The organism is Chryseobacterium vrystaatense (assembly GCF_000737765.1).
GTDB lineage: Bacteria > Bacteroidota > Bacteroidia > Flavobacteriales > Weeksellaceae > Chryseobacterium > Chryseobacterium vrystaatense.
The window spans coordinates 1-14,574 of the sequence record NZ_JPRI01000003.1 but is presented as its reverse complement, the minus strand read 5'-3'; the positions used below and the strand labels follow the sequence as shown (position 1 = coordinate 14,574).

General features: G+C 36.9%; 13 protein-coding genes. 8 read left to right on the top strand and 5 right to left on the bottom strand.

What is annotated here, in order from left to right; all coding sequences use genetic code 11:
• Positions 1 to 133: 133 nt before the first annotated feature.
• Entirely contained in the window at positions 134 to 1,129 is a 996-nt protein-coding gene (locus tag IW16_RS09420) for an alpha/beta fold hydrolase (protein ID WP_034742922.1), read from the bottom strand.
• A 193-nt stretch (positions 1,130 to 1,322) separates the two neighbouring features.
• Between IW16_RS09420 and IW16_RS09415 the strand changes: the two genes are divergently transcribed.
• The 4 genes from IW16_RS09415 (at position 1,323) to IW16_RS09400 (ending at position 4,470) form a co-directional block, all read left to right on the top strand.
• Positions 1,323 to 2,234, top strand: coding sequence for an ABC transporter ATP-binding protein (locus tag IW16_RS09415; RefSeq protein WP_034742920.1), 912 nt, complete (start codon positions 1,323 to 1,325; stop codon positions 2,232 to 2,234).
• Positions 2,227 to 3,072, top strand: coding sequence for an ABC transporter permease (locus IW16_RS09410; protein ID WP_034742918.1), 846 nt, complete (start codon positions 2,227 to 2,229; stop codon positions 3,070 to 3,072). Before IW16_RS09415 ends, IW16_RS09410 begins: the two co-directional genes overlap by 8 nt.
• Before the next feature lie 145 nt (positions 3,073 to 3,217).
• Positions 3,218 to 3,844, top strand: coding sequence for a hypothetical protein (locus IW16_RS09405; protein WP_034742916.1), 627 nt, complete (start codon positions 3,218 to 3,220; stop codon positions 3,842 to 3,844).
• Positions 3,841 to 4,470, top strand: a complete 630-nt coding sequence (locus IW16_RS09400) for a hypothetical protein (RefSeq protein WP_034742914.1) — start codon at positions 3,841 to 3,843, stop codon at positions 4,468 to 4,470. Before IW16_RS09405 ends, IW16_RS09400 begins: the two co-directional genes overlap by 4 nt.
• Positions 4,471 to 4,513: 43 nt before the next feature.
• Here the strand turns inward: IW16_RS09400 and msrB are convergent, their stop codons facing one another.
• The 4 genes from msrB to IW16_RS09380 form a co-directional block, all read right to left on the bottom strand.
• A complete protein-coding gene (gene msrB / locus IW16_RS09395) occupies positions 4,514 to 5,617 on the bottom strand; it encodes a peptide-methionine (R)-S-oxide reductase MsrB (RefSeq protein WP_034744146.1) in 1,104 nt (367 codons plus the stop codon).
• Positions 5,618 to 5,627: 10 nt separating this feature from the next.
• A complete protein-coding gene (locus IW16_RS09390) occupies positions 5,628 to 6,083 on the bottom strand; it encodes a DUF417 family protein (RefSeq protein ID WP_034742912.1) in 456 nt (151 codons plus the stop codon).
• Between the two features lie 79 nt (positions 6,084 to 6,162).
• Positions 6,163 to 6,435, bottom strand: coding sequence for a hypothetical protein (locus tag IW16_RS09385; protein ID WP_034742909.1), 273 nt, complete (start codon positions 6,433 to 6,435; stop codon positions 6,163 to 6,165).
• Between the two features lie 14 nt (positions 6,436 to 6,449).
• Complete coding sequence (locus IW16_RS09380; RefSeq protein ID WP_034742907.1) at positions 6,450 to 7,004, bottom strand: sigma-70 family RNA polymerase sigma factor; 555 nt, start codon at positions 7,002 to 7,004, stop codon at positions 6,450 to 6,452.
• Positions 7,005 to 7,387: 383 nt separating this feature from the next.
• On the opposite strand from IW16_RS09380, the gene alaS reads away from it, so the two are divergent.
• The 4 genes from alaS to IW16_RS09360 all read left to right on the top strand — a co-directional run bounded on the left by alaS (position 7,388) and on the right by IW16_RS09360 (position 14,345).
• Positions 7,388 to 9,991 (top strand): alanine--tRNA ligase, encoded by a 2,604-nt coding sequence (gene alaS / locus IW16_RS09375; RefSeq protein ID WP_034742905.1) that lies wholly within the window; start codon positions 7,388 to 7,390, stop codon positions 9,989 to 9,991.
• Positions 9,992 to 10,150: 159 nt separating this feature from the next.
• Positions 10,151 to 12,565 (top strand): hypothetical protein, encoded by a 2,415-nt coding sequence (locus tag IW16_RS09370; protein ID WP_034742902.1) that lies wholly within the window; start codon positions 10,151 to 10,153, stop codon positions 12,563 to 12,565.
• Between the two features lie 65 nt (positions 12,566 to 12,630).
• Positions 12,631 to 12,867: a hypothetical protein gene (locus IW16_RS09365; RefSeq protein ID WP_034742899.1), complete on the top strand. Its 237-nt coding sequence runs from the start codon at positions 12,631 to 12,633 to the stop codon at positions 12,865 to 12,867.
• An 8-nt stretch (positions 12,868 to 12,875) separates the two neighbouring features.
• Complete coding sequence (locus tag IW16_RS09360; RefSeq protein ID WP_034742896.1) at positions 12,876 to 14,345, top strand: M20/M25/M40 family metallo-hydrolase; 1,470 nt, start codon at positions 12,876 to 12,878, stop codon at positions 14,343 to 14,345.
• Positions 14,346 to 14,574 lie beyond the last annotated feature (229 nt).

Here is a 14,574-nt window from a genome sequence, read left to right as displayed (position 1 = left end):
TCTATCAAATTTAATATTTTAATCTTAAAAATCTATTGAAAATACGCTAAAATAAAATAGGTAAATGAAGATATGTTTAGTGAAAGCTAAGACTGAAGTTTACATTAGTTGAGATGAATAATTTATCCATTGATTATTTTACTGTGATCTTTTTAACCATATCATTTACGGCATCTTCTATGACCTTAGGCTGGTCCTGATTAATATAATGCCCACTGTTTGGAACGATGGTCTGCTTGCTGTCAGCAGATAGATTAAGTAAATCTTTCTGCATTTTGTCCCATGCTTCAAGCATTTCGTTTTTTAATTTTTGATCTTTGATGAAGCTATCATACCTTGTTTTATCTCCTGCTGTGATCACATACAAAGGAACTGAACCGAAGGAGTTCACAGTAGCGGCTTCTGCTTTAATCGCTTTCATATGATCCTGCTCTTCAAGGGTAGCATCAGCACTTTTGTAAAGCAGTGCAGGCATAACGGAGTTTTGGAATTTATACTCTGCCGTTGCAGGAAACATATTTTTAAACATCAGCCTTGCTGCTCCAAAAATATTGGCAAATTTGAGGAACCCACCGGGAAGCCCCTGATTGACCATTTTATGCATTTGTGGCGAAAGAAATTTTTCATCTGCCGGGTATTGACTGTCTACCAATATCACTCCTGCAACATCCTTAGGATATTTTTTAACGAAAAACCGGGTGAGCATTCCACCAAAAGAATGCCCTACCAAAATATAGGGTTTGGGAGCGTTGGCCTTTTCCAAAAGCAGGTGAAGTTCTTCTGCCATCTTCTCGCCTGTCTTTTGATTGGTTCCTCTGTCACTCCATAAAATTCCGGATCTGTCGTAGGAAAATGTAGTGTAGTTTTTGGGAAGATCTTTTTGAATATGATACCACTGAAGGTGGCCTGCCGGATCAAAAGCGGTTTCAAAAACTACTGTTGGGCCGCCTTTTCCTTCTTTCAGGTAGTGCATTTTATGGTTTTCTACTTCTGCAAACTGACCGTCAGGTTTAATTTTCTCTGCTAATGATCGGGATATTTTCTCAAAAATGAATCCCGTAATCAGCAGTAAAATGATGATTAAAAGAAGTGCCATAGCGATACGCTTTACCCATTTAATGATTTTCATACTTATATTTTTTGAGTTGATGGTTGTTCAATAGGTCTCCATTCTTTAACAATAGTTACATCCGTAAAACAGTGACACTATCCATCTTGTTACATCGAACACTAACAGAAACTTCAATAAATTGTCTTAAAAAAATCAAATTGCTGTAACAATATCTTAATTACATAGACTACTACTATGTAAAACAAATTACATGGAAAAAATTTTGTCAGTAAAGAATTTAACAAAAAAATTCAAAAGAACTGTGGTCAACAATATCTCCTTTGATGTAGAAAGGGGGAATGTATATGGTCTTCTGGGACCCAACGGAAGCGGAAAATCGACCACATTTGGAATGTTGCTTTCTACCATAAATCCCACCAGCGGAGACTGGTATTGGTTCGGAAAAAAAGGGACAGAGCCCGATACTCTGAAAAGAATCGGTGCTATTATCGAACAGCCTAATTTTTATCCTTATCTGGATGCTGAAACGAATCTTAAGATCGTGGCAGAGATCAAAGAAACTCCCTACACCAGAATTGCTGAAGTACTGAAAACAGTCGGACTTTTTGAAAGAAAAAATGATGCTTTCAAAACCTATTCTTTAGGGATGAAACAGCGTCTGGCTATTGCTTCAGCCATGCTGAACAATCCGGAGGTGATGATTCTTGATGAACCAACCAACGGTCTGGATCCTGAGGGAATTATTCAGATCAGAGATATCATCAGTAATATAGCTAAACAGGGTATCACCATTATTATTGCCAGCCATCTTCTGGATGAGATCGAAAAGATCTGCAGCCACGTTATTGTTTTGAAAGAGGGAAATTCAATTTATTGTGGAAGGGTGGATGAAATGACGGCTAACAACGGATACTTTGAGCTAAAGGCAGACAATAATACTTTGCTCTTAAGCGCTTTGGAAGAACTTCAGTGGTTCAGTGCTGTGAAAGCAGACGGTGAAATCATCAAAGCCCAAATCCGTGATGACGCATCGATTTCTGCTTCTGCTTTAAATCAAAAGCTTGCTGAAAAGGGAATTTTTCTGTCTCATTTAACGAAGAAAAAACTGTCTCTTGAAACTCAATTCCTTGAACTTGTAAAAAACACGAATACCCATGCTTAAATTACTAAAACTAGAATATTACAAAAATCTGAACTACAGACCGTTCAAGGTTTTTACCATCTTATATTTTGCCATTCTGATTGCTCTCCTTTTCATAGGATTGGTAGATCTTGATGTTTTCGGAGGGACGGTCAATTTAAAGGAACAGGGAATTTACAATTTTCCTGAAATCTGGAACTTTACGACATGGATTGTTGCCCTTCTGAAAATTTTTCTGGGATTGATCATTGTATTTTCGATCTCGCAGGAGTTCACAAACAGGATGTTTAAACAAAATACCATTGACGGGCTGAGCAGAAAGGAGTTCATAGGATCAAAACTTCTAACGATTACGATCTTTACAGCGGTTTCCACACTGATTGTATTTATTATTACAATGTTCCTGGGACATCAATATTCAAAGGTAACTGATTCTTCAAAAATTTATGAAGAAGTGTACTATATCGGAAATTATTTTGTGAAGCTGTTTACCTTTTTCTCTTTCCTGATGTTCCTTTCCGTATTGCTGAGAAAATCGATGTTTGTATTCCTTGGTTTCTTCGCCTACTGGATCGCTGAAAAGATTTTAACAGGTATAGAAGCCTATCAGAAATTAACAGGAATGCAGGGTGAGCAAAGAAAAGCGGTACTTGAGAATGATTTCTTTATCACCAACCTTTTACCGTTGGAAAGCATGTCCAATCTAATACCGAACCCTTTGATGCGGTTGAATCTTGTGAAAGTGATGGGCGTAAAATATGAAGCTCATTATCCAACAGAAAGTATGATTGCATGTATCATCTGGTCTGTGATCTTTATTGTCGGCTCTTACCTGATCCTGAGAAAAAGGGATTGGTAGGCTTTGTAAATTAAAAAATTGAATTGATTTAAATATTAAGTGGTCCCTTGGATCACTTTTTTGTTTTTATGATCACTGAAATGTTAAAAATGGAGGATTGCTATTCAAGTATTCGATTTTTTATTATTTTTATCAAAATGCTGAAATGAGAAAAATCTATTATTTTCCGGGACTGATCAGTGCGACTGCTCTTCCGCTCCTGTTTTGGTACTATGGAAACCAGAGAGTACACCCACAGTATACAGTTATGGATTTGGGACTTCCTTCCAAAAAAGAATACAATCCGTATAATACTTTTGAACCATTTAGAAACTGGAATTATAAAAAAATTATTGTAAAACCACATACATTCACCCAAAATCAAGAATACTATATTTCCGAATTAAAAAAGCTTCAGGCAAAAAATGAAAGAGAAACCGGAATAGAGTTCATTATTGACGATCATAACAACTATCAGGATTTCATAGGGCTCATCAATACCATGCATCTCGCCAAACAGGAATCTTATGCTATTGATGTAGAGAAAACAGGTCATTTTTTTGCTGTCCATTTTTATGAAGATCCTAATAAAAACTATGCTACTTGTGGAGGGGTGGTTAGAGGAGAATATAATAAAGGAAAAGCTCAGATGAATTTTTCTGATCCCGAAAGCATTGTAAAAAATCTCCCTACCCAGGCATTTTATATAGTTTTTGGATTTTTGCTTCTGGTAAATATCTCGATGTTCAGCATTAAAGAAAATCTTCAAATCCAAAAAAGAATAATCGCATGAAAAAGATTTATTATTTTCCGGGACTGATCAGTGCTATCGCTATGCCACTGATTTTTTGGTATTATGGAAACCTGAAATTTGAGGAAATTAACCTTAATGTTATTGATATAGGGCTTCCTGCAAAATTATCAAAGGATAGAGGTAATCTTAATTTCACTTTTGAGCCTTTGAGAAACTTGGATTATAAAAAAATTAAAGTTCAACCCAAACAGGCAAAAGAAAATTCCAGTCTCTATGTTTCAGAGATCAAAAAACTTAAGGAAAGGAATAAACAAAGGACCGGAATTGAATTTATTCTCAATGAAAATAACACCTATGGTGATTTCATCTCCATATTTAATGATCTGTATATAACAAAATCAGAGGAATATGCTCTTGATTTAGAAAAAACGGGACACCTGTTTGTTATTCAACGCTATATTCCACCCGTAGTTGAAGAATGCCTTCTTTGTAATGACACTATCGCAACTTTTGCTGATTCCGAAGCTGACTCCAGAGGATATACAAAGTTTACAGAAATTTTAGCTCTATTACCTAAAGAAGCATTTTTCATCATATTTGGTTTTCTATTCCTGGTGAATATATCCATGCTTAGTATTAAAGAAAGATTCCAATTGCGTTATTAACTGGTATAAAAAAAGACCGCCTTTCGGCGGTCTCTCCTTCATATTACTTCTTATCCAGCAGAGATAGATAATCTCCGTAACCTTTTTCCTCCATTTCAGCTTTAGGGATAAACTTCAGAGAAGCACTGTTGATACAGTATCTCAGTCCTCCTTTATCTGTAGGACCATCTGTGAAAACGTGTCCCAAGTGAGCATCTCCTGTTTTACTTCGTACTTCCACTCTTACCATTCCGGCAGTTTTATCCATTTTCTCATCGATCAGTTTTTTAGTAATCGGTTTTGAAAAGCTTGGCCATCCACAGCCTGACTCAAATTTATCCGTTGAGATAAATAATGGCTCACCTGTTGTGATATCTACATAAATTCCTTCACGGGTTTCGTTCCAGTATTCATTTTGGAAAGGTCTTTCCGTTCCATTTTCCTGAGTTACATTATATTGTTCTGCAGTCAGTTTCTCTTTTAACGCTTTTTTATCCTGCTTCTGATATTTGGCCTTGGGAAGTGGATTTGCATTTTTAGCCATTTCAAAAAGTCCCGGCTCAATATGACAGTATCCTCCTGGATTTTTATCCAGATAATCCTGATGGTAGTCTTCTGCTTTGTAGAAATTTTTCAGAGCCACCGTTTCTACCACAACTGGCTGAGAATAATTTTTAGCCAATTTTGAAACCTCATTTTTCACGACAGTTTCATCTTCTTTATTTGAGAAATAAATTCCCGTTCTGTATTGATTTCCTCTGTCATTTCCCTGCTTGTCAAGAGTGGTAGGATCTATTGTTTTAAAATAAAGATCAATCAGCAGTTTCAGATCAACCTGTTCAGGATCATATTTTACTTTTACCGTTTCCGCAAAACCTGTCGTATGACTTACTACTTCTTCATAGGTTGGATTTTGAGTATTTCCATTGGCATATCCTACCTCAGTTCCCACGACTCCGCGGATTTGCTGAAAAAAGTGTTCAGTTCCCCAAAAACATCCGCCTGCAAAATAAATCTCTCTGACATTTTTATTATCCATAATTTTCTGATTTTCCTTTTCTTTTTCTGTTGTTAATTCTTTGGACTTAGAGTTTTTAAAAAGCCCAGATCCTGCAGCAAAAACTGCTATACCCAGAATAATTCCGAGTACAATAAATATATTTTTCATTTTTTTCTTTTTATCCATTATTTTTATTGTTTTGTACGATCATCAGCCCGAATCCTAATAACATCAGATCTTTTAAAATAAAAAAGTCTGTGACAGGGACACCATCCACTGTTTTCCAGATTCCGGGAGTAGTGAACAGATAGCTCAGCGTGATCAGAAACGTTACAATCATCCCAATTCCGGCATACTTCCTTAGTGATGCAAATTTCACACTAAATATCAGTAATAGAGCAATGATAATTTCTATCACTCCGATAGCATTTGACACCATCCGGACACTTGCTATTTTATATACGAAGAAAGTAAGGAAATGGTTTTCTACCAATGGTTTTATGGCAGCTGCTTCAGTGGGTGTAAATTTGAATATTCCAATCCAGAGCAAAATCAATGCAGCTCCGAAAAGTGAAATGTAATATCCGGATCTGTACGTTCCGGATTCGAGGTCAAGTTTTGATGTTCCGTCCATGTCTTTAAGATTTTGAATGATACTTTATTATTTTCAAAAGTATAGTCGGAACAATTTCAAAATCCTGACAGGATTTTATCTAAAGATCTAATTTTTCTAATACTTTATTTTTAAAACCCTGAATATCAGAATCATTAATTTCAACATTTTCTTTCTGAGAAAGTTTTCTTTTCAAAATATCATCTAAAATTTTCAGTTTTTCTTCATAAGCTCTGCACCATTTACAAATCTTCAAGTGCATGGAAAGCCGCCAGTCTTCCCTTTGGGAGATGGTCTGTGCATTCCTTTTTTCCATCAGCATCGTAGCTTTGCTGCAGGGCAGGAACAGAATATGAATTAACTTTCTCAACATTTTTTATGATAGGGTTATAAGTTGGTAAACCAATTGATATCAAGACATTCCCTCAGCTGCATTCTGCTTCTCTGAAGGATCTTCCAAAGATTAGTCGTGGATATGTTCAATTCCTGACTCACTTCAGGTGCTTTTTTCTCCTGAAGATAGTACATTTTCAGCGGAATCTTCCATCTGGAGGGCAACTCCTCAATACAGTCTTCCAATGTTTTATTGAAATCACTATTATCTAAAAGTTCAGATTCTTTTTCTGACACATTCCAGTCATTCAGAACACCGTCATTTTTCCATGATCCTGTTTCATCAAAAAAATGATCAAGACGGATTTCCGGTTCTGACTTATACTTTTTGCGGTAAAAGTCGGCAGCTTTCCGATGTAAAATAGAGGTCAGCCAGGTTAATGGCTGGCTCTTCCCTTCAAAAGAATCATAGGACGAAAATGCTGCTAAAAAGACGTCCTGCACAATATCTTCAGCTTCTACCTTGTCTGAAAGCAGATAAGCTGCCCTTTTCAAAAGAGGTCCGGAATACTGCTCTACCCAGCTTTTCAGTACTTCATTTTTCGTCATCTTTGAATTACATACATATTATGATAAAAACTATTGATTCTGTACATTGGATCTCCCGTTATAATTAATATCTGTTAAGTCTTTATTTTTAATATTAAAACGAATATAAAAAGTTAAATGATACCACGCAAAATTTTTATTACGCATATCATTGCGAACAGTAAATGATAAAATCATGTTTTGCTTAAAAAAGGTCTTCTATTAAAAAAAATGAGCCAATCCAACATGATATAAACACTTCCCATTCTGTATTAAAATCTATTATATAACAAACCACTGCTTACCCCATTCAAAACATAGCATAAAATTATTTACAAATCGCTTAAAAACATTAAATTTGCATCTTATCAAAAATTTGATAGTTTTAAAAGCAAAGCAATACTATGACATCACAAGAGATACGTCAAAAATTTTTAGATTATTTTAAAAGTAAAGACCACCTTATCGTTCCTTCAGCGCCTATCGTGTTGAAAGACGACCCTACCCTTATGTTTTCCAACTCAGGAATGACACAGTTCAAAGATTTTTTCTTAGGTTACAAAACACCTACGGCCCCGAGAATTGCCGATACACAGAAATGTCTGAGAGTTTCCGGAAAACATAATGATCTGGATGATGTGGGTAGAGACACCTACCACCACACCATGTTTGAAATGCTGGGAAACTGGTCGTTTGGTGATTATTTTAAGAAAGATGCTATTGCTTTTGCCTGGGAATTACTGACTGAGGTATTCGGTATTCCAAAAGAAAACTTATACGTCACCATCTTCGAAGGTGATGCTTCTGAAAACCTTGAAAGGGACCAGGATGCTTATGATTTTTGGAAATCTCATATTTCTGAAGACCGCATTATCAACGGAAACAAGAAAGATAATTTCTGGGAAATGGGCGAAAGCGGACCTTGCGGACCTTGTTCAGAAATCCACGTAGACCTTAGAACTCCTGAAGAGAAAGCTAAAGTTTCGGGACTTGATCTTGTTAACAATGATCACCCGCAGGTTGTAGAAGTATGGAACCTGGTTTTCATGGAATTCAACAGAAAGGCAGATAAATCTCTGGAAAAACTTCCTGCACAGCATGTGGATACAGGAATGGGCTTCGAGCGTCTTTGTATGGCACTGCAGGGTAAGTCTTCCAACTATGATACTGACGTTTTCACGCCGCTTATTGCTAAAGTGGAAGAACTTTCAGGTAAAAAATACACCGGAATTTTAGAAGACGAAAAAGATATTGCAATCCGTGTTGTGGTAGACCACATCAGAGCGGTTGCTTTTGCGATTGCTGATGGTCAGCTCCCTTCAAGCGGAGGTGCCGGTTATGTAATCAGAAGAATTTTAAGAAGAGGAATTTCCTACTCTTACAGATTCCTGGATATGAAGGAGCCTTTTCTTTATACACTGGTTGCCGTTCTGCAGGAACAGATGGGTAAGGTTTTCCCTGAACTTGAAAAACAGGGAACTTTGGTAACAGAAGTTATTAAAAGTGAAGAAGAATCTTTCCTGAAAAAAATTGAAACAGGATTAATTAGAGTTGAAAAATTAATTCAGCAAACGATAGCTGACAATCAGAAGGTTCTACCTACTCTGGCGGTTTTCGAATTGTATGACACCTATGGATTCCCTGATGATTTAACAAGAATTATCGCGGAAGAAAAAGGTCTTACTATTGACGAGAATGATTTTCAGGCTGAAAGAAAAAAACAACAGGACCGTTCCAAGCAGGACTCTGCTCAGAAAGTATATGACTGGGTTGTTTTGGAAGAAAAACCTGAAAACTTTGTAGGCTATGACCAGATTGAGTCCGAAACCTATATTACAAGATACAGAAAAGTAGAAAATAAAGACGGAGAATTCTATCAGGTAGTACTAAGCAGTTCTCCTTTCTATCCGGAAGGCGGAGGCCAGGTGGGAGATAAAGGAATTCTGGAAAATGCAGCTGAAAGCTTCGAAGTTTTAGAAACTAAAAAAGAAAACGGACTGATTGTATCTCTGATCAGCGGTCTTCCAAAAGATGCCGGAGCTGTTTTCTATGCAAAAGCTAATGCTGATGACAGAAAAAACTCTCAGGCCAACCACTCTGTAACACACCTTTTGCATGAAGCGCTAAGAGAGGTTCTGGGAACTCACGTTGAGCAGAAAGGTTCTTATGTAGGTCCTGACTATCTTCGTTTTGACTTCTCTCATTTCAATAAAATGACGGAAGAAGAATTAGCTTTGGTAGAAGAAAAAGTAAATCACAAAATCAAAGAAAGTATTGCATTACAGGAGTTCAGAAGCATTCCTATTCAGGAGGCTTTGGACAAAGGAGCAATGGCTTTGTTTGGAGAAAAATATGGTGACAGTGTAAGAATGATCCAGTTTGGAAGTTCTAAGGAACTTTGCGGGGGAACTCACGTTAAAAATACGATTGAGATTGGTCATTTCAAGATTACTTCTGAAGCTTCTGCAGCAGCAGGGATCAGAAGGATTGAAGCTATTTCCGGAGACAAATCTGAGGAATATTTCAGAAATTTAGAACATCAGATTCATGAACTTTCTCAATTGCTGAAATCTAAAGATGTTGTAAGATCTGTTGAAAAGCTGATGGAAGAAAATGCTTCATTGAAGTCTGAAGTGGAAGCTCTGAAAAAAGAAAAAGCTAAAGGCGAGATCGGCGAATGGAAAAATGCTTACGAGCAGAAAGGAAACAAATTGCTGCTGGTGAAGAAAACTTCTCTGGATACAGGTTCTGTGAAAGATATTGTATTTCAGCTGAAGAGAGAAATCCCTAACTCTGTGACTATTATTCTTTCTGATGCAGATGGAAAACCCATGATCACTGTTGGAGTTTCTGACGATCTGGCTGCAGATTATCAGGCTGGAACGATCGTTAAAGACCTGGCAAAAGAAATCCAGGGCGGCGGCGGCGGAAATCCGGGCTTTGCAACAGCAGGAGGGAAAAATCTTGATGGGTTGGAAAATGCTTATCAAAAAGCTTTGAATATTTAGGATTGAAAGTCCTTTTGTTATGATACCGAAAAACTCCTGAGAATCTCAGGAGTTTTTTATCTATATTTCTATTTAAAATTTAGATTAAATCAATGTATTAACAAATCATAAAAACTTTCGCACCACAAGAAATATTACTACTTTTGACCTAGTTTTTGCATGAAAAGGTTTTTAGTTTTATTGTTTTTGTTAATGTATTTCTTTGGTTACACTCAATCAAAGGTTAGAGTCATTGACGAAACTAATCAGAAACCTATATCAAATGCTAAAATCTCCTGTGACGGAAAAGTTCTTGGCTTTACGAATGTTCAGGGTGTACTGGAGTTCAGAGCATCATGCAGTACTATTGACATAGAGGCAGAAAAATATCAGAAAGAGAATGCTTCTGTAGAAGCAGATATGGAAATTTCTCTTCTAAAAAAAGCATCAAAAACCACTGATATTCAAGAGGTCGTTATCGAAGACCGAAGCGACCCGCGAGCTATTGAAATTTTGAAAAAAGTCAACAGGCTTTTTAAAGAAAACTCTCCCAAAAGCCTCAGTTCCTACACTTTTAAATCTTACGAAAAAGTATCTCTGGACATCGATCAGGACAGCATTACACAGTTTAATCAGTTTTTCAATGACACACAGTTTTTCAAGAAAAAAAGAGAAAAGGATTCATTAAATAATATCTCCGCCAAACAGATCTTTTCAAAAAGTAAACTCTTTTTATGGGAAAGAGCTCAGGAGTTTTTATACTCAAAAACATACGGTGAAAAGATTAATATCCTTGATAACAGAATTTCCGGGCTCAAACAGCCAATCTATGAAATGATTGCGATCCAGCAGAGCAACAGGGACAAAATTCCTAATCAGATCAAACAGGAAAACAGGGGGCTTTACCGCTTTTTCCTTTCAGATACCATCGAAGTTAACGGACGAAAAACATTTGTCATCCGTTTCAGGGAGGTGAATTACAAAAAACCGGATAAAAGAAGAAAATATAATGGTGCTATTTATGTAGATACCGAAACCTATGGAATCCAGAAGATCGAAAATTTCAGCAAGAACAAAAATGACGGCATTATTACGAGTGTCTGGGTTTTCTATAATAACAAATGGTTCCTTGCTCAGGAAAAGGTAAAACTCAGAATGAGCAGAGTGGCCATGGAAGAGGGTAATAAGGATAAAACAGAGGAGCAGCCTGAAAAGAAAGACAGGACCAGTTTCGGAACCTATGCTTTTCTGACCTCAACCTATTTTGATTTCAAATCACCTGTTGAAGAAGACAAAAATAATTTTAAAGGATATACTTTCCAGGTCAAAAATGCAGATGGCCATCTTCTCGATAAGTACCGAACGGAGCCTCTGACCGAACGTGAAAAAAATACCTATACTACGATAGACAGTTTGGGCAGAAAATACAATATTGACAGTAAAGCAAAGATCCTGACAGGCCTTATCAACGGGCAAATAAGAACGGGTATTGTAGATTTTGCAGTAGATGAAATCGTGAATTATAACTTGTATGAAGGTTTCAGGCTCGGTTTAAAAGCTAAACTGAACGAAACTTTTAATCCCTATTTCTCACCGGACTATTATTTTGCCTACGGTTTCAAAGACGACAAATGGAAGTATGGAATCGGTCTTGATATGAAGACGACACTTGATAAGAATTCATTCTTCAGAATTGAATATTATAATGATGTGACAGCGTCGGGAGAGTTTTACAGAAGACTCTGGAATTTTAAGATGAGAACGATGAATTACGGGAATAACATCAACAATGATAAATATTATCATTTCAGAGGAGCCTCTCTCTCCTATTTGAATGATGTTACCAACGGACTTACCCTGGTTTTTGCAGCTAAAAGAAATATCGAAGAGGCAAAATTTGACTACGAATTCAGGGGAAGAGGCGGCCAGTTTGATAATTTCAATACTTTATTTACCTTAAAATATTCACCTAATTCGACGAATATCATGACTCCTCAGGGTAAATCGATTATCGATCAGAAATATCCTGAGCTGTATTTTAACTATGAACAAAGTTATAAGGTTCTGGGGGGGGATTTCAATTATACCCGTTTTGACGCCCTTTTCGTTCATAACTTTAAAACCATGTTAGGAACTACAGGATTCAGGCTTTACGGAGGAATGGTATTGGGCGAAGCTCCTATCTGGAAACATTTTACGATGAACGGACTGGCTTCTCCGAGAAAGGATTTCAATTTTAACCTTACCTCCTATCTGGGTTTTGCAACGCTGGAAGGTGGGAAGTATTACAATGACAAATTTATTGCATATTACTTCACCCACAAACTTCCTCTGTATTTCAAAAGTTTCGGAAAGAATATTTCAAGCTTTGACTTTGTATTACGAGGAACAATCGGAGATATGAAACATCCGGAATACCATCAGTTTAAATTCAGAAAACTGGACCATCTGTATCAGGAAGTGGGACTTGAGTGGAATAATTTCTTATCAAGTTATTTCAATTTAGGACTGTTCTACCGGGTGGGATACTACACTACACCCAATTTCAAGCAGAATTTTGCGATCCAGTTTAAGCTCAAATTATTGGAATTTTAATTCCTGAAAATCAATTGTTTTACAAAAAATAATATTAAGTAACGTTATCTATATAAAAACGAAATATGCAGAGAATAGAAATAAAAGCAGAACAGTTTTTTGAATTATTAAAATTAAAAGGTGCATCCATGTGGGAAATTTTCTCGCAAATGATCGATGGCAATGAAAAGGAAATCATATTTCTTGATCAGGAAGACAAAGTCCTTTTTAATTATATTCTTCCTTCTGAAAAAGAAAAGCTTGAGGAAGACAGAAAGGAATTTTCGAAACAGTTTTCCGATAAATTGGCTAACTTCAATTAAAAATTCTGATGAATAGAAAATATATATTATCTATACTTAGCGTTCTCCTGTTCAGCTTTGGAAGTGCCCAAAATTATAAAAAACCTTTGGTCTCAGCGATCAAAGAAGCTGATCTGAAAAAAGACATGTATGAACTGGCAGCAGATCAGTTCTGGGGACGTGAAGCAGGAACTTTAGATGAATTAAAAGTTTCAATGTGGCTTGCCGATAAAGCCAAAGAAGCCGGAATGAAACCCGCGGGTGACAACGGAACATTTTTTCAGTTTTTTGATATGTACAGGCATCAGGTGATTCCTCAAAGCAGTCTGAAAATAGGGAACAGCAGTCTGACGCTGTGGAAAGATTTTCTGGTTGCAGAACCTGTGAATGCTTCTGTTGATGGAGAAATCGTATATGCAGGCACGACCGAACCTGATAAGCTTTCCCAATTCAATATCAAAGGAAAAGTGCTTGCCATTAACGCCTCTGATAAAAATATCGATAAGGAAATGACTCTTTTTGTGAGACGGTATCCTGGTTTTGTAAGAACTAAATATTATAACAAAGCTCTTGAACTGGGAGCGAAAGCTGTGATTTTTATTACAGACGATATTTCTGAAAAAAGCTGGGTTGAAGTCCTTCCTCAAATGACAAGAGGAACCTACGGCGTGGAGGGCCTCAGAGAAAAAATAACAGATAATATTCCTGTCATTTGGATTAAAAGAGAAAATGCAGGCTGGGTAAAAAACAATCCTAAAATTGCTCTGAACCTGATCACAGAAACCTATAAATACCCCTCAGTCAATATCATCGGAAAAATAGAAGGTACAGATCCTAAACTGAAAGAGGAATACGTTCTGCTCAGCGGACATCAGGATCATGACGGAATCAGACATCCGGTGAAAAATGATACAATCTACAATGGTGCCGATGATAATGCGAGTACCTGTGTTGCGATGCTGGCGATGGCCAGAGCCTACAAAAAACAGCCGGGAAAAAGAAGTATTTTATTTGTTTTCCATGGTGCTGAGGAGAGAGGATTGCTGGGTTCAAGATGGCATGCGGCCCATCCGGTCGTTCCTAAAGAAAAAATAGTTGCCGTCCTGAACGGTGATATGATCGGAAGAAATGACAATAATGAAGCTGCCCTTCTGGGAGGAAATGCACCGCATAAAAACTCTGAAGAATTGGTAAAAATGGCTGAGGATGCCAATAATGAAAGTACAAAATTCAAATACCTGAAAGACTGGGATTCTCCAAACCACGCAGAATACTTCTACTTTAGAAGTGATCACCTTCCCTATGCAAAAATTGGAATTCCTTCCATATTTTTCACAAGTGTATTGCACGACCAATACCATACCCCTCAGGATGAATCGGAAAACATCAACTTTAAAAAGCTTTATAAAATGACGGAATGGATGTACAGAACATCCTGGAAAGCAGCTAATGAGGCTGAACATCCGAAAGTGATATCTAATTTTACGCTTGAGAGATAACATAAAAATCTTCGGCGGCCCATTCGGGCCGCCGAAGATTTTTTTTTGATGTAGATAGTTCATTGTATTCTTTTGTCTTCAAACAAAAGAATCAAAAATTCAAGACCGGGAAACTTCCGCTAAAAATAAATCCTGTTCTCTAAAAATTCTAAAACTCGCGCGGTAGAACCCTATGTTAAGAATCAAATTTTATCCCGCGCTTCGGACAGTAGAATTTTCTTTACGTTCA

Bases quoted from the DNA above. Each gene is read 5' to 3' on its own strand.
- IW16_RS09420 (WP_034742922.1), bottom strand. From the start codon at position 1,129: ATGAAAATCATTAAATGGGTAAAGCGTATCGCTATGGCACTTCTTTTA.
- IW16_RS09415 (WP_034742920.1), top strand. From the start codon at position 1,323: ATGGAAAAAATTTTGTCAGTAAAGAATTTAACAAAAAAATTCAAAAGA.
- IW16_RS09410 (WP_034742918.1), top strand. From the start codon at position 2,227: ATGCTTAAATTACTAAAACTAGAATATTACAAAAATCTGAACTACAGA.
- IW16_RS09405 (WP_034742916.1), top strand. From the start codon at position 3,218: ATGAGAAAAATCTATTATTTTCCGGGACTGATCAGTGCGACTGCTCTT.
- IW16_RS09400 (WP_034742914.1), top strand. From the start codon at position 3,841: ATGAAAAAGATTTATTATTTTCCGGGACTGATCAGTGCTATCGCTATG.
- msrB (WP_034744146.1), bottom strand. From the start codon at position 5,617: ATGAAAAATATATTTATTGTACTCGGAATTATTCTGGGTATAGCAGTT.
- IW16_RS09390 (WP_034742912.1), bottom strand. From the start codon at position 6,083: ATGGACGGAACATCAAAACTTGACCTCGAATCCGGAACGTACAGATCC.
- IW16_RS09385 (WP_034742909.1), bottom strand. From the start codon at position 6,435: ATGTTGAGAAAGTTAATTCATATTCTGTTCCTGCCCTGCAGCAAAGCT.
- IW16_RS09380 (WP_034742907.1), bottom strand. From the start codon at position 7,004: ATGACGAAAAATGAAGTACTGAAAAGCTGGGTAGAGCAGTATTCCGGA.
- alaS (WP_034742905.1), top strand. From the start codon at position 7,388: ATGACATCACAAGAGATACGTCAAAAATTTTTAGATTATTTTAAAAGT.
- IW16_RS09370 (WP_034742902.1), top strand. From the start codon at position 10,151: ATGAAAAGGTTTTTAGTTTTATTGTTTTTGTTAATGTATTTCTTTGGT.
- IW16_RS09365 (WP_034742899.1), top strand. From the start codon at position 12,631: ATGCAGAGAATAGAAATAAAAGCAGAACAGTTTTTTGAATTATTAAAA.
- IW16_RS09360 (WP_034742896.1), top strand. From the start codon at position 12,876: ATGAATAGAAAATATATATTATCTATACTTAGCGTTCTCCTGTTCAGC.